The 22143-nt window shown below is 47.1% G+C and carries 25 protein-coding genes and 1 pseudogene; 5 read left to right on the top strand and 21 right to left on the bottom strand.

The window, feature by feature from the left end; translation table 11 throughout:
• Window positions 1–36 precede the first annotated feature (36 nt).
• Together DNH61_RS02730 and DNH61_RS02725 are read right to left on the bottom strand one after the other, a co-directional pair.
• On the bottom strand, window positions 37–504 hold the full coding sequence (locus DNH61_RS02730) for a hypothetical protein (protein ID WP_146240933.1): 468 nt from the start codon (window positions 502–504) through the stop codon (window positions 37–39).
• A 10-nt stretch (window positions 505–514) separates the two neighbouring features.
• A pseudogene (locus tag DNH61_RS02725) lies at window positions 515–1403 on the bottom strand (serine hydrolase domain-containing protein).
• A gap of 434 nt (window positions 1404–1837) precedes the next feature.
• On the opposite strand from DNH61_RS02725, the gene DNH61_RS02720 reads away from it, so the two are divergent.
• From DNH61_RS02720 to DNH61_RS02700, 5 genes are all read left to right on the top strand, one after another.
• Complete coding sequence (locus tag DNH61_RS02720; RefSeq protein WP_111145146.1) at window positions 1838–2953, top strand: iron-siderophore ABC transporter substrate-binding protein; 1116 nt, start codon at window positions 1838–1840, stop codon at window positions 2951–2953.
• Window positions 2946–3986 carry a FecCD family ABC transporter permease gene (locus tag DNH61_RS02715; RefSeq protein ID WP_111145145.1) on the top strand — a complete coding sequence of 347 codons (1041 nt, stop codon included), beginning with the start codon at window positions 2946–2948 and terminating at the stop codon, window positions 3984–3986. The genes DNH61_RS02720 and DNH61_RS02715 overlap by 8 nt, the downstream gene beginning before the upstream one ends.
• Window positions 3983–5014, top strand: coding sequence for a FecCD family ABC transporter permease (locus DNH61_RS02710; protein ID WP_111145144.1), 1032 nt, complete (start codon window positions 3983–3985; stop codon window positions 5012–5014). The genes DNH61_RS02715 and DNH61_RS02710 overlap by 4 nt, the downstream gene beginning before the upstream one ends.
• Window positions 5014–5829, top strand: coding sequence for an ABC transporter ATP-binding protein (locus tag DNH61_RS02705; protein ID WP_111145143.1), 816 nt, complete (start codon window positions 5014–5016; stop codon window positions 5827–5829). The genes DNH61_RS02710 and DNH61_RS02705 overlap by 1 nt, the downstream gene beginning before the upstream one ends.
• Before the next feature lie 262 nt (window positions 5830–6091).
• The gene (locus DNH61_RS02700) at window positions 6092–9145 is read left to right on the top strand and encodes an S-layer homology domain-containing protein (protein ID WP_146240932.1); all 3054 of its coding nucleotides are present in this window, start codon (window positions 6092–6094) and stop codon (window positions 9143–9145) included.
• Window positions 9146–9213: 68 nt separating this feature from the next.
• Here the strand turns inward: DNH61_RS02700 and DNH61_RS02695 are convergent, their stop codons facing one another.
• The 19 genes from DNH61_RS02695 to DNH61_RS02615 all read right to left on the bottom strand — a co-directional run bounded on the left by DNH61_RS02695 (window position 9214) and on the right by DNH61_RS02615 (window position 21917).
• Complete coding sequence (locus DNH61_RS02695; protein WP_111145141.1) at window positions 9214–9930, bottom strand: response regulator transcription factor; 717 nt, start codon at window positions 9928–9930, stop codon at window positions 9214–9216.
• Between the two features lie 14 nt (window positions 9931–9944).
• The gene (locus DNH61_RS02690; protein WP_111145140.1) at window positions 9945–11411 is read right to left on the bottom strand and encodes a sensor histidine kinase; all 1467 of its coding nucleotides are present in this window, start codon (window positions 11409–11411) and stop codon (window positions 9945–9947) included.
• 3 nt (window positions 11412–11414) lie between these two features.
• A complete protein-coding gene (locus DNH61_RS02685) occupies window positions 11415–12140 on the bottom strand; it encodes an ABC transporter permease (RefSeq protein WP_111145139.1) in 726 nt (241 codons plus the stop codon).
• Window positions 12137–12859, bottom strand: a complete 723-nt coding sequence (locus tag DNH61_RS02680; protein WP_111145138.1) for an ABC transporter ATP-binding protein — start codon at window positions 12857–12859, stop codon at window positions 12137–12139. The genes DNH61_RS02685 and DNH61_RS02680 overlap by 4 nt, the downstream gene beginning before the upstream one ends.
• A gap of 33 nt (window positions 12860–12892) precedes the next feature.
• The gene (locus tag DNH61_RS02675) at window positions 12893–13864 is read right to left on the bottom strand and encodes a hypothetical protein (protein WP_111145137.1); all 972 of its coding nucleotides are present in this window, start codon (window positions 13862–13864) and stop codon (window positions 12893–12895) included.
• Window positions 13865–14377: 513 nt separating this feature from the next.
• Window positions 14378–14887, bottom strand: a complete 510-nt coding sequence (locus DNH61_RS02670; RefSeq protein WP_111145136.1) for a GNAT family N-acetyltransferase — start codon at window positions 14885–14887, stop codon at window positions 14378–14380.
• Window positions 14881–15429, bottom strand: coding sequence for a hypothetical protein (locus DNH61_RS02665; RefSeq protein WP_111145135.1), 549 nt, complete (start codon window positions 15427–15429; stop codon window positions 14881–14883). The genes DNH61_RS02670 and DNH61_RS02665 overlap by 7 nt, the downstream gene beginning before the upstream one ends.
• Window positions 15430–15471: 42 nt before the next feature.
• Window positions 15472–15708 (bottom strand): hypothetical protein, encoded by a 237-nt coding sequence (locus DNH61_RS02660; protein ID WP_111145134.1) that lies wholly within the window; start codon window positions 15706–15708, stop codon window positions 15472–15474.
• A gap of 1 nt (window position 15709) precedes the next feature.
• On the bottom strand, window positions 15710–16123 hold the full coding sequence (locus tag DNH61_RS02655; protein ID WP_146240931.1) for a hypothetical protein: 414 nt from the start codon (window positions 16121–16123) through the stop codon (window positions 15710–15712).
• Between the two features lie 60 nt (window positions 16124–16183).
• Window positions 16184–16312, bottom strand: coding sequence for a hypothetical protein (locus DNH61_RS26940; RefSeq protein ID WP_281272363.1), 129 nt, complete (start codon window positions 16310–16312; stop codon window positions 16184–16186).
• A gap of 50 nt (window positions 16313–16362) precedes the next feature.
• Window positions 16363–16920, bottom strand: coding sequence for an AAA family ATPase (locus DNH61_RS02650; RefSeq protein WP_111145132.1), 558 nt, complete (start codon window positions 16918–16920; stop codon window positions 16363–16365).
• A gap of 42 nt (window positions 16921–16962) precedes the next feature.
• Window positions 16963–17385: a macro domain-containing protein gene (locus DNH61_RS02645; RefSeq protein ID WP_111145131.1), complete on the bottom strand. Its 423-nt coding sequence runs from the start codon at window positions 17383–17385 to the stop codon at window positions 16963–16965.
• A 636-nt stretch (window positions 17386–18021) separates the two neighbouring features.
• Window positions 18022–18357: a hypothetical protein gene (locus DNH61_RS02640; protein WP_111145130.1), complete on the bottom strand. Its 336-nt coding sequence runs from the start codon at window positions 18355–18357 to the stop codon at window positions 18022–18024.
• Window positions 18358–18384: 27 nt separating this feature from the next.
• Window positions 18385–18981: a YdcF family protein gene (locus DNH61_RS02635; protein ID WP_111145129.1), complete on the bottom strand. Its 597-nt coding sequence runs from the start codon at window positions 18979–18981 to the stop codon at window positions 18385–18387.
• A gap of 186 nt (window positions 18982–19167) precedes the next feature.
• The gene (locus tag DNH61_RS02630; RefSeq protein WP_281272364.1) at window positions 19168–19923 is read right to left on the bottom strand and encodes a glycoside hydrolase family 11 protein; all 756 of its coding nucleotides are present in this window, start codon (window positions 19921–19923) and stop codon (window positions 19168–19170) included.
• A 38-nt stretch (window positions 19924–19961) separates the two neighbouring features.
• The gene (locus DNH61_RS26935; RefSeq protein ID WP_281272362.1) at window positions 19962–20249 is read right to left on the bottom strand and encodes a glycoside hydrolase family 11 protein; all 288 of its coding nucleotides are present in this window, start codon (window positions 20247–20249) and stop codon (window positions 19962–19964) included.
• 218 nt (window positions 20250–20467) lie between these two features.
• Window positions 20468–20857 (bottom strand): DUF5071 domain-containing protein, encoded by a 390-nt coding sequence (locus DNH61_RS02625; RefSeq protein WP_111145128.1) that lies wholly within the window; start codon window positions 20855–20857, stop codon window positions 20468–20470.
• Window positions 20820–21317, bottom strand: a complete 498-nt coding sequence (locus tag DNH61_RS02620) for a GNAT family N-acetyltransferase (protein WP_245947873.1) — start codon at window positions 21315–21317, stop codon at window positions 20820–20822. The genes DNH61_RS02625 and DNH61_RS02620 overlap by 38 nt, the downstream gene beginning before the upstream one ends.
• A gap of 117 nt (window positions 21318–21434) precedes the next feature.
• Entirely contained in the window at window positions 21435–21917 is a 483-nt protein-coding gene (locus DNH61_RS02615; protein ID WP_111145127.1) for a hypothetical protein, read from the bottom strand.
• Between the last annotated feature and the right edge of the window lie 226 nt (window positions 21918–22143).

Raw genomic sequence — 22143 nt, 5'->3', positions numbered from 1 at the left:
CCATCAACTCCTTCTGAATCCGTGATTAATATCTGATTATAGTGACATTATATACTGCTGTACAAGTTGTTCATTAGTCCCCCTCTTCGTCTTGAAAGAGTAGTAATACCCGCCGGAAAAATATTGAAATACCGCATCCTGTTCATCTACATAGGCTTCATAAAGGCTAGTATTGACTAGGAGTTGATACATACCCGAATAAGTCACCGGGCTAGTAGAAAGTAACAACTCAACATCATTCGTAAAATATAGGGTACAAGTAGGTGACACAAAACCATCGTTGTAGGCTGTAACCTTCTTAACCTCCCAGTCAGGCATTATCGGCTCTGCTGTGCTGTACATGGCAGCAGGTATATGGGAAATCTCAATTGTTGTGGTGGATTGCTCATCATCAAGAAAGCCAATTCGATATACGTACACACCTATTAAGACCGGGATAAGCAGCACCACCGCTATGCAGACCATTATTATTTTCTTCATTTCACATACCACATCTTTTCTCATTCGCTGCTTATCATAGCTCTCCATACGCCCATTCATCAATAGTTCGGGCCAGAGAATCGGCTCCGTTATTCGTATTAGAGATAATATGTATCTGCAGATCTGGGCCAGGATACACCGAAGACTGCATGCTCACACCCGGATCACTGCCCATTATAAAATACTTGAAAATCTTCTCATTCAGCTTCAATATCCACACGCCATATCCATAATGGACAAAATCATTATCCTGCAGATGAGGAGTCAGCATAAGACCGGTATAGTCAGCTGATAACAGCTGGTTACCGAGCAAGGCCTTCCAGAATTTCTCCAGATCCTGCACGGTAGAGAAGGCTCCGCCATCCGGCCCGCCTTTTACAGGTACGGAATAAATGTTGGATCGCCACGTAGTGCCCTGATCGATATAGCCAACAGCCGTATGCCTCGGCAGCTGATCCATTCTGAAATATCCCGAGTCAGCCATTCCGGCTGTCGCGAAAATTTTTTTCTCCACGTAAGAAGCAAAGTTTATTCCAGACACCTGCTCGACAATCAGCCCTAACAGGATATAGCCTGCATTGCTGTATGAAAATTGGCTGCTGGGTCAGCAGGTGATGTATATTTATGGCAGGATCAAAGTTTGGAAACGAGATGTCGAGGCAATCGCTCAGCAGCGAATCAAATGATAGCTCTCCCCGCTCCACTAACTGACAAATAGCAACGGCTGTGAAAATTTTACACCCAGAAGCGATGCCGAATCTCGTGTTTACCGTATTATCGGTCTCCTCACTCCGATTGGCATAGCCGCGGGCCGCTTCGTATCTTTGTCCATTATGGCTGCTAACGGCTGCAACTGCACCCGAAAACGGTTGTTCCTGCATATGTTTCCCTACAATATCTTCGATACTTTTCATAGTTTCCATAAGAATCGCCTAGTCCCTTCTATACCCCAGCATTATAATAAGTATAGAATATCTTGGAAATGCATGGAAGGGAATTTTACTGACGGAAGAGACACTGTCTGACGGAAGAGAGCCTGTCTGCCGGGTGAATTGAATGACAACGTCCAGGATCCCCGCCAACACTGCACATAAGCCCGCCACACGAATGAGAACCGCTGCTGTAATTTTCACTTTCTTTCCTCCAAATAACGCAATTATTGTCGCTTCCTATCGCTGCTCTGTGTTATGCGACAATTGCAGCATACCATCCTCTGCTCACCGTGACTTTCCGAATCTTGCTGTAATAAAAATTCCATTGACAAAGCGGCAAGTAATATATACCATTGTCAATGTTAATGATAATCATTATCAAACAAGGGAAACAAACTACAAACATGATAAGGATGGGGACACAAATGATTTTCAAACAGAACAACAAGTTAAAAACAATGGTTATATCGGCTTTGATTATGATTCTGCTGGTTGGGTGTTCAAGCGGGCAATCCAATTCGGACCAGCAAGCGAACTCAGCATCTAAGCCGGCAGCAGCTGAGAACAATACGGCTGATCCAGCTCCTTCCAATAACGAAACAGCTGATGCTGAAGCAGCAGCCGCTGAATATCCGATTGTAATCAAGCACGCCTTCGGCGAAGCTGTCATAGAGAGCAAGCCTGAACGAGTGGTTACTATTCAGTGGGCAAATCATGACGTTGCTCTCGCTCTCGGCGTAGTCCCTGTCGGCTTCTCGGCAGCGAACTATGGCGTTCAGGATGACAGCGGACTGCTGCCTTGGACAGCGGCCAAGCTCAAGGAGCTTGGTGCAGAGCAGCCAAATGTTTTCCAGGATACAGATGGACTGGACTTTGAAGCTATTTCGGATGCCAACCCGGATGTCATTCTGGCAGCCTACTCCGGTATTACGCAGGAAGATTATGATATTCTGAGTCAAATCGCGCCGGTTGTAGCCTATCAGACAGAGCCGTGGGTCATCACGTGGCGTGAGCAGGTCATTCAAAATGCAGCTGGAATGGGCATGAAGGCAGAAGGCGAACAGCTCATTAAGGACACGGAGAACCTGATCAAGGAAAAGGCCGGCGAGTACCCTGACATGCAGGGCAAGAAGGTTGCCTGGGTCAGCTTCTCGGCTAACGATCTGTCCACCGTTTATGTGTACACACCTGCAGACCCGCGCGCTGCTTTCCTGCTTGAGCTGGGAATGGAATACCCTGAGAGTGTGACAAGCCAAATCACGGATAAGACCGGCTTCGCACTGACCTTAAGCGCTGAGAATGCGGATATTCTGAACGATGCTGATATTCTGATTGCTTATGGTGACGAAAGCCTGTACAAAGCGGTAAAAGCTGATCCGGTGCTTGGCCAGATTGCGGCGATTAAACGGGGGTCTGTTGTGCTTATCGGAGATAACACACCACTTGCGGCTGCCGGTAACCCGAATCCGCTGGCGATTGCTTACACCATAGACGAGTACCTGGAATTAATTGGAGGAGCCGTTGACAAGCTAAATGAATAGTTCACTTAATGTACAAGCCAGCCTGCTGAAACCGCATATTCCAAGGCACTTTACACTGGTCCTGGTGAGTTGTTTTGTCCTGCTTGGCTTGTGCGTGTTAGCCTCTCTTGTCCTGGGTTCCAGGCCGGTGAGCTTTCAGGAGCTGATCAACGGATTAACTAGCCCGGATGCAAACTCCTACGAGGCTAACGTGGTGCGCAAGCGAATTCCCCGAACCGTATTTAGTTTATTCTGCGGTGCGGCACTCGGCGTATCCGGTGCTCTGATGCAGGCGGTTACGCGCAATCCCATAGCAGACCCCAGCATTCTGGGCGTGAACACAGGCGCATCCCTATTTGTGGTCTGCGGAGTTGCATTCTTAAACATTAACACGGCCAGTCAATATATCTGGTTTGCGCTGGCCGGAGCTATGATTACCGCAATCTTCGTATTCGGGATCGGCTCCATGGGACGCGGCGGCGCTACGCCCCTTAAGCTGGTACTGGCTGGTGCCGCTACAAGCGCCGCCCTGTCTTCTCTGGTAATCGCCGTCATGATTCCACGCTCCTATGTCATGGACCAATTCCGCTTTTGGCAGGTGGGCAGCGTAGGAGCCGGCAGCTGGAGCTCAGTCAGCACGTTTATCCCCTTCCTGGTCGTTGGCCTGTTGATTGGAATCCTGTCTGCCTCTGCGCTCAATGCATTGGCACTAGGCGACGAAGCGGCTGCCGGATTAGGCGTTCGTACAGGTTTCTTGAGGCTCGCTGCGGCCTTCGGGGGCGTTCTCTTATGCGGGGCAGCCACTGCGCTGGCAGGGCCTATCGGTTTTGTCGGGCTGCTATCTACGCATATCATTCGCCTTATGATTGGTCCTGATCTGCGTTACGTTATACCGATGTCCGCAATTTCTGGAGCCATTATTCTTACAATCTCTGATGTATGCGGCCGGCTGGTCGGCAGTCCGGGAGAGCTGGAGGTCGGTGTGGTGACGGCGTTTATTGGTGCTCCAATACTAATCATTCTAGCGATGAAAGCGAAAGTGCGGTCACTATGATGAATAATTCGATGACGTTGATTATGGCGGGCAGACAGCAGCGCCGCCGCCGCTGGATTATTGTGACCGGCTCTCTTGCGGCCGTTTCATGTGTGCTCTGCTGTGCCATGCTGCTACTCGGCAACACCATCTATCCAGTACAGGATGTCATCAGGACGCTGCTGGGAGAACAGATTAAGGGTGTGTCCTTTGCCGTGAATACGATAAGGCTCCCAAGAATGCTGGCAGGCCTCTTTGCCGGGTTTGCTTTCGGCATGGGCGGGAGCGTATTTCAGACGATGCTGCGCAACCCACTCGCTAACCCGAATGTGCTCGGTATCACGACAGGCTCCAGTGCGGCGGCGGTCTTTTGTATCGTCATCCTTCATACTAGCGATTCGATAGTATCGATTGCTTCGGTAATTGCCGGTCTTGCTACCGCTCTCTTGATTTACACCTTTTCCAGGGGAAGAACCTTCTCAATTGGGCGATTAATCCTGATCGGCATAGGCATGCAGGCCATGCTGAACGCTGTTATATCCTATCTTCTGCTCGTCAGCGCGGAGCCCGATGTACCAGCAGCCCTAAGATGGCTCAGCGGCAGCCTTAACGGTTCCCAGATGCACGAACTGCCGCCTCTTATAATTACGGTTCTGATCTGTGTTCCAGTTCTTATTGTGCTAATGAAGCATCTCAGCATATTAGAGCTTGGAGAGCAATCCGCCGCTTCCCTCGGGGTGAATACGGACAAGACTCGAATGGTTCTTATTGTCGGTTCAGTCTGCATGATTGCGATAGCAACCGCCGTAACAGGTCCTATCGCCTTCGTCGCTTTTCTTGCGGGACCGATTGCAAAAGCCTTGGTAGGAACCGGCCTCTCAGCGATCATTCCGGCAGGTCTGGTTGGCGTGAATCTGGTTCTGGCGGCGGATCTGGTCGGCCAATTCGCTTTCGAGGTGAGATACCCAGCGGGTATCATTACCGGAATACTTGGGGCACCCTACCTGATCTACCTGCTCATCCGTATGAACCGAAAGGGAGATTTATAATGCCATCCTCACACCTGTTACAAGCTGAGCATATTGTTGCCGGCTATGATCAGAAGACGATTATCCATGACGTCAGCCTGGTGATTCCCAGCAATAAAATAAGCGTTATGATTGGCGCGAATGCCTGCGGCAAATCAACGCTACTGAAAACACTAGCAAGGCTTATTAAGCCCGAATCGGGCAGTATAACACTTGACGGCAGACCGCTGGGCAAAATCCCGACCAAGCAGCTGGCTCGCGTTCTCGGTCTGCTGCCGCAGTCCCCTACTGTTCCCGAAGGGATTTCAGTAGCGGATTTGGTTGGACGGGGAAGATTCCCACACCAGTCTCTGCTCAGCGGATGGACGAGGAAGGATGCCGAAGCCGTCGCCGAAGCGATGGAAATCATGAACATTACGGAGCTTGCTAACCGTAATATTGATGAGCTGTCAGGCGGCCAGAGACAGCGTGTCTGGATTGCTATGGCGCTGGCACAGCAAACAGACATTCTATTCCTGGACGAGCCGACAACCTTCCTAGATATCACCTACCAGGTTGAAATTCTTGATTTGCTCACGGACCTGAACCGCAAGCGCGGTACAACGATTGTCATGGTGCTCCATGACATCAACTTGTCTGCCCGGTACGCAGATCATATCTTTGCGCTCCGTCAAGGCAAGCTTGTTGCTGAAGGGGAGCCAGCGAAGGTTATCACGAGCACACTGATCAAAGACATCTTCGGGCTGGACAGCACGGTGATCCAGGACCCCGTGTCGGGTTCCCCGTCTGTGGTGCCCATTGGGCGGCATCATGTTAATTATCAATGTACTTCGTAGATGACCTAGGCTGATACATACAGCCTCCCTGTTAAAGCCATTTAAAGGCTTTAACAGGGAGGCTGCTTTCTTTCTGCTATTGTTATACGAAGACTTGCTAAATACTAGCAAGAAAATATTTGTACTATTCAAGAATCATAGGTATATTTAATTAGGAAAGTCGATCGCTCAACTATAGCCAGGTCTATAAACCCAGGACTATACATGGTTGTTCCCGGCTTACACTACGACAATTGTACTAACATCAAGGAGAGTGAACAGTTTGATTCCATTATTTAGACGAATGTTATCTATGGCGGTAGCCGCTGCCGTGCTAACGGTGACGATCACCGTACCGGTCTCAGCAGCAGCCTTGCGTGACATTCAAGGTCATTGGGCAGGTTCTGCCATTGAGCAGTGGCAGCAGTATGGCGTAGTAAACGGACACGACGGCAAGTTTAGACCGAACGACGCGTTAACTAGAGCTGAGTTCGCAGTCATGCTTGATAACATCATGAAGTATGAAGAAACTGCAACCAATTCTTTCTCCGACTTGGAGACAGCCAAGTGGTATGCCCCATCCATCTTGAAACTGAATGCAGCAGGTATTTTAAAGGGGACAGGCGGCAAGGCACTTCCGACTCAACACATTACTCGTCAAGAAGCAGCAGTCATGCTTACTAACACCTTGCACCTGGAGCACAACAATGCTCGAACTAATGCTTTTACAGATCAGATCGAAATCGCTGAGTGGGCAAAAGCCTCTGTATCGTCTCTTGTTTCCAGCGGCGCGCTTTCGGGATTCCCCGATGGTACATTCAGGCCACGCGCTGAGCTGACTAGGGCTGAGGCTGTAACGATAATTAGTAAACTTATTCAAGAACTAATCTCTAAACCAGGAAACTATTCACAGCATATTACTGGTAATCTCGTGGTTAACACACCAGATGTATTGTTGAAGAATATGAAGATTGACGGCAATCTTTATGTAGCACAAGGCGTTGGAAGCGGTGAGATTACCCTTGATGATGTTGAGATTTCAGGCTCTGTGTATGTATATGGAGGCGGCGAACATTCGGTAATCCTTAATAATGTTGAAGTTCGTGAAGCGCTCGTCGTGAACAAATATGATGGAAAGATCCGTGTTCTAATTACAGGAGACACTTCTGTTGCGGCAGTAAAGCTTGAGAGTGGTGCTCGATTAGTTACCAAGGACCTCACCAGCAGTGGAATTGAGAACGTTGAAATATCTGCGGATGTTTCTGCAAATCAGAAGATAGTATTCGACGGAAACTTTAACATAGTAGTCAACCATTCCAGTCGAGCAGATATTACTGTGAACGGCACAATTAAAGAATTCATCGCGAACACTTCTATCAACCTTAATGGGAATCCAGAGTTAGTGAAGATAACAGCAGCTCAAGGTGCAACTGTTACTGTCAATAACAGGCCCGCTCAGCCATCAAACGGAACTATCCCAGCGGTCAATAGCAGTGAACCCGCAAGCAGTGCACCTTCAGGTGGCACACCCGTCATTCCTGTTATCAATGCTCCTGGTAATTCAACCGGAAGCACACCTGCTAACCCGCCAAGCAGTCAGCCTGACACCCCTCCTGCAAGTGGCGGATCAACCCCTACCCCTCCAGCATTAACGGTGGATAATGTATTTGCAGCGATTAAGCAAGGTTACTTGGGAGCAAATAAAGACCGTACGAACGTTTTCTCTAACCTAAACCTAATGACGACACTTGCTGAATATGAGGGTGTAACTATCACCTGGCAAACCAGCGCTCCTTCGATTGTTACCGAAACAGGTACTGTAAACAGAATCAATTGGAATGATCAGTTTGTTACGCTTAAAGCAGTCTTGTCCGGCAGCCTGACAGGCGAAATAACATTCGATCTTACTGTTCGAGCACTGAGTACAAGCAGCGTAGAAATGACAGACTTCATTGATCCATATTTCTCACCAGACTACCCACAAGCTTATGTAAAGAACGGCGATATATGGATCCGGTATATGCTCAATGAACCTGCGGAACTGTATATGGTGGTAAACGCAGTTAGCAGTCATTTTGAATCTAGTGTCGATTCCGTATTGCGTGGACATACCGGCAAGGATGGAGATGCTTTCAGGGTTAGTGACTGGCCTTATTTTACAGTTGATGCATCTGAAACTAACAAAGTACATGAATTTAATACAGGAGTACCATTACTGGATATGAAATCTCGAATTGATTTCGTCGTTCGTGATGCATCCAAGAATTATACGTCAAGCAGTGTAACAAGCATAGCGATAAATAAAGAAGTCACAGGTGCTTATGATACCTTCACCCCATATTTCGAAAAAGCAGTAATTAATAAAGCGTTGGATTCTATTTATTTGTACTATTCAAGCGAATCACTCGATCTGACAAGTGTTCCTTCTGTTAGTGACTACAGTTTAAACGTCGGTCAGATCAACAAGGTTACTATTCATTCCGAGGGAGATGATTGGTTCTTCCCTTCGAACTATGTCATTCTTAGTGTTAGTGGTATCTCGGAAGAAGAGAAAGACAACCTAAGCCTTAGTTATACTGGTACAGCATTGCAGGATACAGGTCACGTGAAGAACAGTGCCCCTGCGTTTGCAGCCGAGCCCGTCCACTTCATTGAAGAACAAATTACATCTGTCACGGTTAGCTCCGACAGAAAAACGGTTACGGCTGAAGTCAATTATGGATGGTATCCTGGGCTTACGCCAACAGGTGTCAACGACCCTACTATATCCGTATCCGTTGACGGGTTGGACATAACTGAATCTTCCTATTATGACTCTTATGGAATTGACGGAGTATTGTATACAATAACGTTCGAAACCCCTCTTCCTTATGGGTCAATCGGTATTAAACTCAACACTAGCGACATGGTGAACTGGGCTATGGATCCGTATCCGGCTGAATTGACTTTTGTTAACGAAGCACGACAAATTGCCGAACCAGGAATTCCTTCTGCCAAACTTGATAATGGTGATATTATCCTGACGTTTGCTGAGGGGTATGAATTTCACACATATGTTGGCCTTGCAGCTGGTCTTACAATCAAAGTTGGAGATGCTGAATACCATTTAAGAGGATATGTTGTTCAAAAAGTTACTTCTAACCTTAACACCTTACGCATTGACTTAAATGACAAGTACACTCTCCATGTTAAGGATGCAGTTCTTCAGGGAATTCAAGAAGGACAAGCTGTACAGATTAAGTATACAAAGCTATACGGTAATAATAAGTTTCAGCTCGCCGATTCAGCGGGAGCGTTGCTGCCCGACTTTGATTACGTAAATGTGACTGCCAATTAATGTACTCCTATAGCCCTTTCGCTTCCAGACAGGAAGCAGAAAGGGCTAATTTTATATATTCGGTACATTCAAATTTTAAACCGGTACCCCGCACCCCATACTGTCTCGATGAACTGGTGCTTCGACGGGTCCTTCTGAATCTTATCACGAATCTTCCCCACATGGACGGTGACCGTTGCAGAATCTCCGAAATGCTCGATCCCCCACACCTTATCCAGCAGCGCATCCTTGGAATATACACGGTCGGGATTTTCCGCGAGGAAGAGCAGCAGGTCAAACTCTTTGGCCGTCAGTGAAAGCTCTTTCCCATGCAGTGTTACCCGCCTGGCGTCTACCTGGATCACCAGCCCGTGAATATTCAGTTCACGTGATTTTCGGACAGGCGAAGAGCCGGCGCCCGCTGCGGCACCGGTCAACCGGTCATACCGTTCAAGATGTGCCCGAACCCGCGCGACAAGCTCCGACGGGCTGAACGGCTTTGTCACATAATCATCCGCACCGAGGCCAAGTCCCCTGATCTTGTCGATATCCTCCTTGCGTGCTGATACCATCAATACAGGAATATACTTCGTCTCCCGGATCCGCCGCAAGATGTCGAAGCCGTCCATGCCCGGCAGCATGACGTCCAGAATGATAAGGTCATATTCCTTCTCCAGCGCTTCCCCGAGCGCTTCTTTGCCGTCTGATCGAAGGGTAACCTCATAGCCATGAACCTCGAGGTAGTCCCGCTCCAGCTCGGCGATCGCCTGATCATCCTCGACGATTAACACTTTCCGTTTCGACATCTCACACGCTCCCGTTACGTTCTATCCTGAGTGATTGGAATGGTAAACAGCACCGTCATGAAGCGCCCCGGCTCGCTTCTTGCATAAATGCTGCCGCCATGATGCGCAACAATCTGCTTCGCAATCGCAAGTCCGAGCCCCGAGCCTGCCACGTTCTGATTCCGGTTCATATCCCCACGGTAGAACCGCTCAAAGATCCGGTCCAGCTCACCTGGAGCCATCCCGGGACCATTATCAGTCACCGCGATAACCCATTCTTCCGTCTGCCTGCCGAAATGAACATGTACATAAGGATCTTCTTTGTCCATAAACTTCACCGAATTGCCGACGATGTTGAGAATGACGCGCTTGATCTTCTGGGCATCCATGACCGCGACAGCATCATCCCCTGCCTCGTACTCACCCGTCAGACGCACGCCCGCACTCTCATACTCCATGCACAGCTCTTGCATCGTCTGCCGGTAGAACTCCTCAAGCGGCACCGTCTCGAAGTGGAATCTCTCCTGCTTCAGATCCAGCTTGGAGAACAGGAACAGGTCATCAATCATGCGGTCCATATCGAGCGTCTTCGAGTGAATCACATCCATATACTTCTTCAGCTTCTCCGGATCGTTCGCGATGCCCTCCCGAATCCCCTCCACGTATCCCTTAATCGAGGTTAGCGGTGTCTTCAGATCATGCGAAATATTCGAAATCAGCTGCTTGCGGCTCTCCTCCAATGTCAGCTGAGCACCAATTGCCCGCTGCAGCTCGCTGCGCATCTTCTCATAGGAGCGGACCACGCTGCCAACCTCGTTGCGCACCTTCGAGTGCAGACTGAAGTTGAGATCCCCCTCAGCGATACGGCGCGAGCCCTGCTCGAGCTGCCGCAGCGGCCGCACGATATCCTTCGTCGTAATCCAGATCAGCGGAAGCAGAATGATGCCGAGTAGGACCGCAATGCCTAGAATCACGAAGGTCTGGAACCGGTTGCCCTTGGTCCCCGTTTCCGTCACATCAGCAATCAGATAATAGGATAGGGACTCTGGGACTTCCGGAAAATCATAGCGCACGGAGAGCAGATCGCGCCCCTCCCACTTGCTGACCACGAACACCCCATCCGCATGCTCTCCAGAGGTTGCAATATCCTGCTGCAGCTTCACAAGGAATGCCTCTTCTTCTCTTAAGTCACCATAGCTTTCCCAACGTTCCCCTTGCCGAACAACGACGAAACCCCCGAACGGCTTTAACTGATCCCCTAGCTTATCCGCAAAGGCGGGGGACGTCAGCTCCTCCGGCGTATATCGCTCTGCATAACGCAGGTCCACGAACAGATCGATGCCCCGGTGAAAGGCATTCTCCGGTGTTTGCTCCTTCACGATGCTGCTTGCAAAATACGAGATGATCCCCGTGATGATCCCGATCCCGGTAACCGTGACGATAACGGCAGTCAGCAGAATGCCGATTACATACGTTAAAATAAGCTTGAGCCGAATGGACATAGTTTAGTTTTCTTTCCTTTGGAAGGCCAATAGGCCCATTATAGTGCCCATAATATAGTAAGCTGTCAAAAATAGCAATGTCGTGATAGATGAGCCGACATCGCCTGCATACAGCAGCGGCTGTATCCAATCCGCAAAATCGGTTACGAAAAGCCGGCCCAGTTCCGGCTCGAACAACCCGGTGATTCCCATTGCCAGCCAGATCACAATACTGACTACCATCCCTATACTGCCGCTGCCCACCCACAGCGACACGCTGTTTGCCAGCACAACCAGCAGCCCGCAGAAGAGAATCGCGCCGCCAAGCTCAGCCAGCATCACACCCAACGCCGAAAAGGCAGGCATCCCCTGGAAAATTATGCTTCCTACAAACGTTGGCACGAACACACTCAGAACGATCAAGGCGCCGGCCGTCCATCCCGCGAGTATTTTTCCTGTAAAGAGGGTCTCCCTGCTAATCGGCAGCCTCAGCGCATTCTTGATTGTGCCGTCCTTGAACTCGCTGACCATGAGGTCGCTGCCGATCGACACCATGAACAAGGGCAGAATGACCGTAAGCAGCAGCTTCAGTGCGGTCACCGGCAGGCTTCCGCTCAGTCCGATGCGTTCGCTAATGAAGACGAAGAGAACGCCGATGAGGAACGAGAGCAGCAGCAGCACCTTCAGTTTGCCTCCGCGCAGCAGCTTGCGGAGCTCTTCTCCAGCGAGATAAATGAATGGCGCCATCATGCCGCCCCGCCCCTTTCCTTGGCTGTGCAGTTCAAGTAATATTCCTCAACGCTTGCGAACGACTCCCGGATCTGTGGAGTGCTTGCGGTATCGACATGCTTTCCCTCATAAATAATATAGGCATGCGTGATCCAATCCTCGATCTCGTGTACCTGATGCGAAGAGATGATAATGCTCATGCCCGTCTCAGCCACAAGGCTGCGCAGCATCGCTGTCATTTCCCGCCGTCCCTCTATATCCATACCTGAGAACGGCTCATCAAGCAGCAGGAGCTTAGGCTGGTGAAGCAGCGCCCTGCCAAGCTCGATCCGCTGCTTCATGCCTGTGGAGTATTTTCGGATTTTGAGCTGTTGGTGCTTAGACATTCCCACGAGCTCCAGCGTCTGCTGGATCCGCGCTTCGTCAATTCCCGGATAAAGCTTAGAGTAGACTCTCAGATAATCACAACCCTTAAGATAGGGGTACGGGGACGGCTCTCCGATCATCATGCCCATATGCGGCCTCGTCAGCTCAGGCCGATCGGCAATAGAGACACCATTCCAACGTGCTTCCCCGCGGCTCGCAGTGATCCAGCCGGCCATCGCCTGCAGCGCTGTCGTCTTCCCGGCACCGTTTGGCCCCAGCAGGGCTGCAACCTCACCGGAACGAACGGTGAGGTTGAGCCCCTGGATGCCTCGGCCGCCGGGGTAGACCTTTGTAAGATCAATAACTTCTAACATAAGCAAGGCCCTCCCCGAATCATGCTGTCAGCTTTAATCTTGGAACGCTTCCGCGTCAATGATCTCTGCGGTTTTACCAGCAGCGTCATACGCGTCAGGCGTCGTCTTGTTGATGCCGCTGATGCCGCCCGCACCTACCAGCTTCACGCGGTGAGTGACACCCTCTTCGTCCTTACCGCTAACCTCAAGCTCGCCCTTCACGCCCTGCATCCTATTATCTGCATCTACCATCAACTGCAGCCGCACATGCTCAATTGCTGTGTCCTTCGTCAGCTCCGGAAGCTGCTCTTCAAGGTTAAGTCCTTCGAAGTCCTGGAAGAAAGGAATGTCCTTCATAAGCTCCAGCTCTGCCGGCACTTCAGTAGCAGTCGGATGTTGGTGTTCACCCTTACCGGCAGCCGACGCGACGTCCATCAGCAAACGCACCGTAAGCGGAACCTCCTCCTTGCTCACGTCAAACGTAATCGTCTTAGAGCCATCCGCATGGTTGACTACACTGAAGTCATCCTTCAGATCACCGACTAGATAATCGAGCAGCGCCTCTTCCGCTTTGTTCATCGGGCGATGCTCGGCGTCTCCGTCTTCTGGCTGTTCATGGTACCTGCCAGCGTGCTCATCATCCAGGTTGACCACCTGATAGTGCAGACCATGCGTTTGATCTACAAGATAAAGCTTGTCGTCGCCGCTGCTGTACACGCTGCCGCTGCGCTCGATACCCATGAGGTTAAAGTCGAAATCACTGCTTACGCCTTGCTGATCTCCCGCCTCCTTCACCTTCGCTGTGCCATCAGCCTCAAGCACCGTATCACCATCCACCTTAACTGTGAAGCTTCCATTCAAGGTGGCACTCTCGAGCACTTGCTCCGACATCTGATTCGCCTTCAGCACTTCTTTGAACGCCTTGTAGCCCTCTGTGTTCGTTGTGGAAGCAAACGCCGTCACCGTAAACATACTCACTGCAGCCACCGCCGCGCCAATCATCAATACTTTGGTTTTCTTTTTCATTTCGAACTCACTCCTTTAAGGTTGTATGGTTTTGTCTCTCTCTCGTGCTTACAACCTTAGTCTAAAGGACGACTCTAAACTCCCTCGAAACCAAAAATAAAATATTTCTAAAATGCATTTTTGCGCGAATTTGTGTTTAGCTCAACACGGCTAATGAAACTCACACACGCTAAACCTTCGTTTTTAATGCCTTCTCAATTGTAAGGAATCTGAGCAGTCTTAATAGACGATTTTCGCCAAATTACTTGAATTATTAGTGCATTAGCGACGCCTAGTTTCGTTACAGAATAGAATCGGCCTTTTCGAGGCGAATAGAGTGTGTGACATTCGTTAAAATATTCACGGTGCCGCACTGCCAGTTTGTACGGGCCGTATGGGTTACCTGTTCACTTGGGACTTTCTCCAACTCCTGTGTAAAACGCTGCCGGCTGATCTGAACAGTATCCGGACAGCATGGCTGCAATCAACAGCATCATTAGTGTTATTTCTTTTCTCAATGCTACTGCTCCCCTTCTAGTTTCCTAACAACGGGTCTCTTGCACGGAATACAATCCCCTGTCCTTCCCAGTATTCTGTTGTCACATTTTCAATTCGATAATCGCCACCGGTGTAGCTCTGGACTGTTTGTTCCCAAAACTGTTTGGATACCTCGTTATTACCGTGCTGCAGAACCTCCCACCAGCCCTTGTGAGTGTCAAAAACTAACGCCGCGGCAGCTTGTCCTATTCCTCTCCGGCGATACTTACGCATAATGAAAAATTCAGTAATGGCTCTTGCATCTTCTTCCTGGATAATGCTGCAGTGGTCGTTAACCATAGTAAATCCGGCGTATTGACCATTAACCTTAATGAAATACGCTTGCCTCTTGTCCTCTGTCCAGTAGTGATCAAAGTACTTATAGCCATAATAGCCATACTGATTGATGTCCGCATCATTAAACTCACTGAAATCGTATTCATATAATTCTATAAGCTGCCGTAATACCGATTTCTGGTCCTCTGATACCTTAACCAGCTCTACCATATTCTTGGTTCACCTCGTAATTGCATCATATATGAAAAAACATCCTTCATCGGAGTAATTCCCAGTCGTTCTTTTAAAACATTGGTGATAAACTCCAATTTCACTTTCTTATCTTGAATGCTTGATAGAAAATGCTCTTCTATGTCTTTTTGCATGTCTTCCCTTGTCGAATACCGGTCAAATCGTTCCAATATATAAATCTCACCAAGAGATAAATATGCTGAAAGGAATTCTTGGAGATTTCTTGCTACCAACTTTACTTCTTGGTCAAACATCATTGGTTGAATGAACAAAATTGGAGCTTCATCTAAATTGGTAATAGAACCTTCCCCGGTAGAAAATGCAAAATGATCCCCATCTCCTCCTGTATGTGCAAATACAACAGCATCATCTGGGGTGCAATCGTACGCAAATCCAGGCTCTCTCCTAATATATATCTCCAGATAGTCATAGAGTGAGTCTCCGGTCATCTCAGACAATTCTTGGTCCAGTTTGTAAAGGGTATCTATAACAGAACTATTGAGTCTATTAGATGATTGCATACTTCACCTCGTGTAAATTGTTTACCTTAACTTCTTAACGCATTACTCTTGCCTGTCCTCATGAAACTTCCCTTGTTTATACCATCGAAGAATTCGCACGGTTCCAATTATCCAGCTTGCTGTTAAGAACAGCCAAATCAGGATCCATTGTCCCGCCAGACCAAGTGCTTTCAGTTCTTCTTCATGGCCTGTAATATACACAAGTACCCACAAGTTTAAGAAAAATAAAAAAACCTGAGGAATAACCCAGGCTACCAATAACCCCACCTTAAGCTTCAAATTACCAGCTCCTTTTCATTGCTCCTATTCCTTCTTCCCCGCACCTTGCTTCATACAAAATCTTGAGAAAATCGCTGTTCAAGAATTCTTGACAGTCCATTGTTTTGAGCTTTCTCCTTCCCACTCGCCTATCGATAAGAGCAAGACCTTTAACTAACTCAACATCTGATTGAAGGGCATCTTGAATAGATAAATTAGGATACTCCTGAAGAAGACGAATGAATTCCATCCTCTCGATATTTTCCTCTCCATTCTTGATCCATTTGTCGGTGTTGGCTTCGTATATGATCTCCCCGTCAAGCACAACTGCCCCAACTCCCCGGTCAGGACTCCCACTATTCTTGTACCAGGTTGTGAAGAGAGTGACTCTTGATTTCATCTCATCACAAAATAATTCTTCTACCCGTTTTTTCACTTTAGTCCACTGTATGATGTTTCACCCTTTTTTAGCTTAACGTCCGGTATTTCAACCGATCTATAGTACTGTTTTTGGCAGTGTTCCACGCTTCACAATACCCAAATCCTCCAGCCACCGAAAAGCATGCCGCTCCTTAAGCTGAAACGTAACCTCATCAATCGTTACCAATACCGTTTGCCCCAGCATCAGTTACCTCCACATGTATAATAAGCTGCAAAATGCTGCCCGCTGCACACTTACAATAGGAACCGTTCCTTGACCATTCTGGCGACTTCCTCGGGACTCATATCCGTATTATTAATTCTGACATAATTGCTCCGCGTTATTTCCCCTTCATAGGAGCTCAGCCTGTGTTTGTCCATAGTGGCTCTTAGATCTTGTTCAGACTGTTCCGTGTTTCTCTTGGTAGGCTTCTGCTCAAGTCTGTACGGCGTTACATTGCGTTTTAGCCTCTCTTCAAGACTGCTTTCCAATTCAACAAAATATACCTCCGCATCCTTCGACTCGAAGATTTCACAAGTCTGATTAACAAATTCCCAATCCTCTTGCAGATCGAATCCCCAAACATAAGTGAAGATAAGTCCGTATTGGTTACTGGAGGCATACGATTCGAAAAACTCTCTTCTCAGCAGATTAGCTAATCTCCAGGTCTCCCTCCCGAAACCGAAGAAAGGATGGAATAACTCAATTGACATATGATTATGAAATAATTTCAGATCGGTTATCTTCGTCAGCTCATGCCCAACCGTCATTTTACCGACAGCCTGCGGTCCAAATATGAGAATGAACTTCATGGCTACCACTCCTATCGATAGGCATCCGTATTAATGACTTCGTTAAATCCTGCAAATTACGATCTCTATGTCAGTATCCTTAAAGATCTCATGCAAAATTTCTCGGACCTTGCCCCACTGCAGCTTATCTAGCCCGCAGCCGATTTCTGGCATCGCGATTTGAGTAATACTGTCGCTAAGACAGATCTTCCTCATCGTCTTTAGAGAAGCGGTTAATGTATCGTATGTAGGCTTCTGCCAATATTTTGGTTTCGTAGCCAGGTTGAGTACTCTGCCCACCTTGTAACAGCTTCCAACCTGCAGCCGATCCTGTCTTGCATCCTCCTGAAGACTGGACAACTTGAATCTTTTCTTGAATTCTACAGCAATACCAGCACTCATTTTTGCATCTGCTGATATACAGTGTGCCAATGCATACTCTTCCGGCATCTTAAACAGGTCTTTCTTTATCTCTTTAAATTCCATACCTTATTTCCTCTCTTCATCTCCAGGTGCTCATGCCACTTGGTGGGTTATGTAACCTAACAACACTGCCAGTGCTAATAATCCTATATAATAAAACCTGCTTATTAATCCCCCATCTTCCAACCAATCTATCTCCTGCTGGCTTGCGTTGGTAGTTGACCTAATGAATGCCCGTATAAGCCCTGGCAAGTAGATTAAATGCGGAAGGGTTGAGAAGTAAATGTACACAGAATCTGAAGCATAATAATCTGAATTGTGGTAGTAAAATCGCGAGACAACAAAGTTCACAACAAGAATACTGAATGAAACTAAACGATAGCCTCTTCGATTGGCTTGATTTCTTAAATACTTATCCAGAATAATGAGGTATGCCACTATAGCTGTTCCGCAGATAGCAGTCCCCGCCGAATCTAATAATTTGGAAAATTCCTGTGAGCTGAAAGCGATATACCAAAACACGACGAATAGACTAACCAGTACACAATTACTAAAGATAACAACCTTGTGAGTATTCAAAATGTTCGACCGTCTTTCTCATGATGTTGTTAAACATAAAGTTCTCAATTAGATAGCAGATCTTCCCTCCGAGACTTAACAATGAAATCCCGCACCACATCAAGCGGCTTGATTCAGCATCTACTTCCCCTTATTATTTTCACCTTCTTGCGCTCTATCATATTCTTCTAGTTCGTTCTCGATTTGCTTGTTTAGTTCATTCAGTTTTATTCGTTCTTCCTCACTTAAATATTCTGCTTCCAATTCCTCTTCGATTTCTTCGTTCGGCATATTAAATTCATCTTTCTCTTCAATGCCTAACTTTTCTTTTATCTTCTGAAGGTCGGATTCTATCCTCATGGTTCGTCTGCGATTACTCAGAACCAAACCAAAAGTAACACACATGATTAGAATCAACCCGTAAGGATGAAGATAGATAGCAATTAATATCGCTGCAACGATACTGATTATTGTCATTCATAAATCCTTCCTCTACTGAAAAATTCACCGAAATGGCTGACTGATCAAATATCCTGCGTAATAAAACAATTCCCGGAAGAAAAACGGGACCTTGCTGCCGAGTGTCTGATAGGCCGAGGTTTGAGTTGGCGATGAGTAGGCTCCCATCCCCATATTGTTGGCCATCACAATGGCCCGCTTCATATGTAACGGATCACTTACGATCGTAAATGTTTTCAGACCATACACTGAAGCAATCTCATTGGCGTATTGTAGATTTTCTTCCGTGATGGTTGATTTCGTCTCAACGAGAATATCCCCCCTACTAATACCATTCTTAAAGGCGTACTCCCTTGCAACCTCCGACTCTGCATATTTATCGCCAGTTCCTTTGCCGCCGGTGAAAATAATTTTATCGACGTACCCATTCTCATACAGCCAGATGGCATGGTTGATCCGTTCTCGTAAAACCGGGGACGGTTCATCGTTCCAGGCAGCTGCGCCGAGGACCACGGCTGCGTCTGTCTTAACGAGCTGATTATTCCCGCTGAATGTCCATATGCTGATTCCCAGATAAACTGTAACACTTAACAATAGAACGATTAAGACGACGACTGCCTTGATCCATGTTTTCTTGAACATGTCTATATGTATCCCTTACCTTCCAAAGCTAATAGCTGCAATGACTTCAATTATAGCATCCCATCTATTTTCTGGAAATAATGATTATGAAATCATAAGATGCAGCATTCTTAGCGGCCTGCTTAAATAACAAAAATCCCAGCGGGAACAGATCCCGCCAGGACAAAGCGCCATGCTGCAGATTCTCTACTTGATCTCCAAGTAATCAATGAAAGCATCCCAATTTCCGTTGTCAGCCGTAACAACGAGCTCAATCTCCTGATTACCTGTTCCATGGCTGATATTGTTCAGGGTATAGACCGCTGGATAGCTGCCGCCAAAATAGAAGGTACCCTTCGTCTGGCCGCCGATTTTCAAATCGACTCTGGCCATGTTGGAATTATTAGATGCCCCGCGCAGTGAGAAACTGTGTGTGCCGCTCTCGAAATATTGCGTGTATTTGACCGAATCGTTATTCGCGTACAGAGCGACTCCCGTGAAGGGCGAGCTGATATTGCCCGTGTATTGGCCGCTCTTGGTCATGCTCTCTGCTTCCTTCTTCGCACCCGTGGTTGGAGGAGGAGTTGAGCCGCCGCCGCTTCCGCCAATTGTGAGTGTGTTACTGGTCACATGAGCATTTCCGCTGCTTTGGTAGCCTTCAACCGTGAGCGCAACTTCGTACATTTTACCCATTCTCATGCCTAGGTTTTCCCATGCTTTAAAATGTTCGCTAACCGATATCGTTCCGCTGGTGCGCTTCGAGGTCCGGACGCTCCAATACTGCTTGAAGGTTGCCGTTCCCTTGATGGAAGGCTGGTTGGTACGGGTGGTTTCATAAATATCATAAGTCCCACCGTCTACGTTAATTGTACCCTTCTTCGTTCCGGTTGGACGGTAGGTACCCCAGCTGTCAACAATGTAAAACTCTACAAGCGGATCAACCGTCCACCCATAGAGTGTCAGATATGAATTGCCATTGGGCTGGAAGATGGCACTGTAGCTCAGTGATATGTTCCAATCTGCTGATGGGTCTGGGTTTCGTTAAATTTCTTGCCTTTCCGGAACAAAATATTGTTGATATTGCTCCACTGGGCACTGAACGTACCGCCGCTGTTCAGCGTCATACTTCCAGAGCCGCCGCTATCCTTCCAGAATTCATAGTCGTATCCATCATGATTGCCGGTCTGGTTAGACGTGATCGTAGTTGCTGCCTGTACGCTAACTGCAGGTAATGCAAGCGCAATGCAGAGCAAAGCTGCCAACCATAATCTCATTCTCTTGTGCTTCATTAGTCATTCTCCTTCTCTGGATAAAATGGGTGTTGCTTTCCTTAAATGAACTACAGCACAACCGACCGCCGCACATGCCTCCTTTTTTGATGTATATTGTAAGCGATTACACAAATAATTTCACCAAACGCTGCCAGGTTATTTTACCAGACAATGTTTAGTTGGTACTGCGAAAAGCTTAGGTCTTTAGGGTGACAGACGAAGACAAGCAAGGTACATTAAGAAAGTAAGAATTGGTTGATTTCTTCCAACGCTGATGCTGCTGACTTCACAACCTCATCGTCTATTTCATCATCAGTGGGATTTTCAACAATCCGTACTAACTCTTCTGTGAATGCAGTCTTATATTCGAGCGACAATTCTCTGATATAATATTGAATTACATTATCCTTCCAAATGCCATCTTGAGTGGTGAATATCGGGAAGACCGGGTACGCTAATAATTTCTCGATGATGGGAATTGCCACTGGCCAATTTAGATCTTGTGTCCATTCTAAGAGATGCGGAATTATCTCCGGGATTTCACATAAGTCGGTCATCCTTACTGCCTCTAATCTTTCATAATCCATTTTACTTCTTAGAATTAAAGCACTCAGTTCTTGATTCATGGTTCTTATCTCCTTGTATACCTTTTGTAGCTAATTTTTTCGTGAAGTAAAGTACGATATCGTCATCGATAGTAACCTTCTCACCGTATTGAATGAATCGCTGACCGTTGTGAATCCCTTGACTATCCGGTACATAACCACGCTTAACATAGAGCACTTGAGCATTTCCATAGTCTGAGTAAAGCCCCACTCCGATGTCAGCAACCTTGGAGCGTTCCCTTATCATTTCCTCAGCTATATCCATCAACTTAGATCCGATCCCCATCCTTCGAAACTTGATCAGCACATTGAAATCATTGATTTCGGGAATGTTATGTTCTCTAAAATACAAGTAATGTGAGCTCCAAAGGATATTTACATACCCCGTGAAAGATCCATCGATCTCAGCTATAAGAGTGACTCGTTCTCCTCTCTCCTGCTCCGCATAGTAACGTTTATACTGATCAATCGGTTTATCCACCCCTGATCTTGAAAAGCCGCCGAAATCGCTGCAGCATCATCATCACGAATCATTCGAATGTTTATTTTCAATGACATTTACCTTCTTTCTCAAAGTCCACTCTACCCTTCTCACCCGCTAAGACTTGGATCCAGGAATGTGAATTAATTCAGTTTGCTTTATTACATGCTCTCTTATATCATTAATCTGCTCAGCCGTTAACTCATCACTTTTAAACTCTGTAGTTCCGTCTGGTAAATGTATCGTTAATGGTCCCACGGCCTCTTCCTTGGCTTCATCGGTATCTTTGGTGAGCAGCATTTTGTTATTTTCAATAGAATTGTCAAAGATTATTGTCTTCTGATAATTCCCATCGATGTCATAGTAGTCTTCTATAGCACGTATTCGAGTAGAGATTTTATGTTCGCTTTCATATATATAAGTAATGGCGTTTACTTTCATGTACCCCGTTGTTTTAACAGTTTCCCCGTTTAGTTCCGTCGTTTCTATTATAAAGCCTTCAACTGTTTCTTTTTCGATCATCTTTTGATTGCCATTATGACAAGCACTGAACAATACTAAAATAATCATAGTCAATATGAGAATTTTAAAAAACTTCATTACTCACAGCCCTTCTATTAATCGTGTCATATAGAATTGTGGAATAATACTCTTTCTATTTACGTCTCAACTCTTCTGTTAACTGGTCTACTTTATTTTCTATCCTCTTCAAGGCGGCTTGCGTTTCTTTTGTGTGCTGTATTAATCGGTTTACAAACTTATATAGTCCTACAAAAAACAATATAACCAGCGACAGAAGGATCAGCGGGTATATGGCCGAAACCCA

Origin of the sequence: Paenibacillus sambharensis (assembly GCF_003233845.1) — a bacterium.
GTDB classification, from domain to species: Bacteria; Bacillota; Bacilli; order Paenibacillales; family Paenibacillaceae; genus Paenibacillus_I; species Paenibacillus_I sambharensis.
This window is presented reverse-complemented; position numbering and strand designations above follow the sequence as displayed.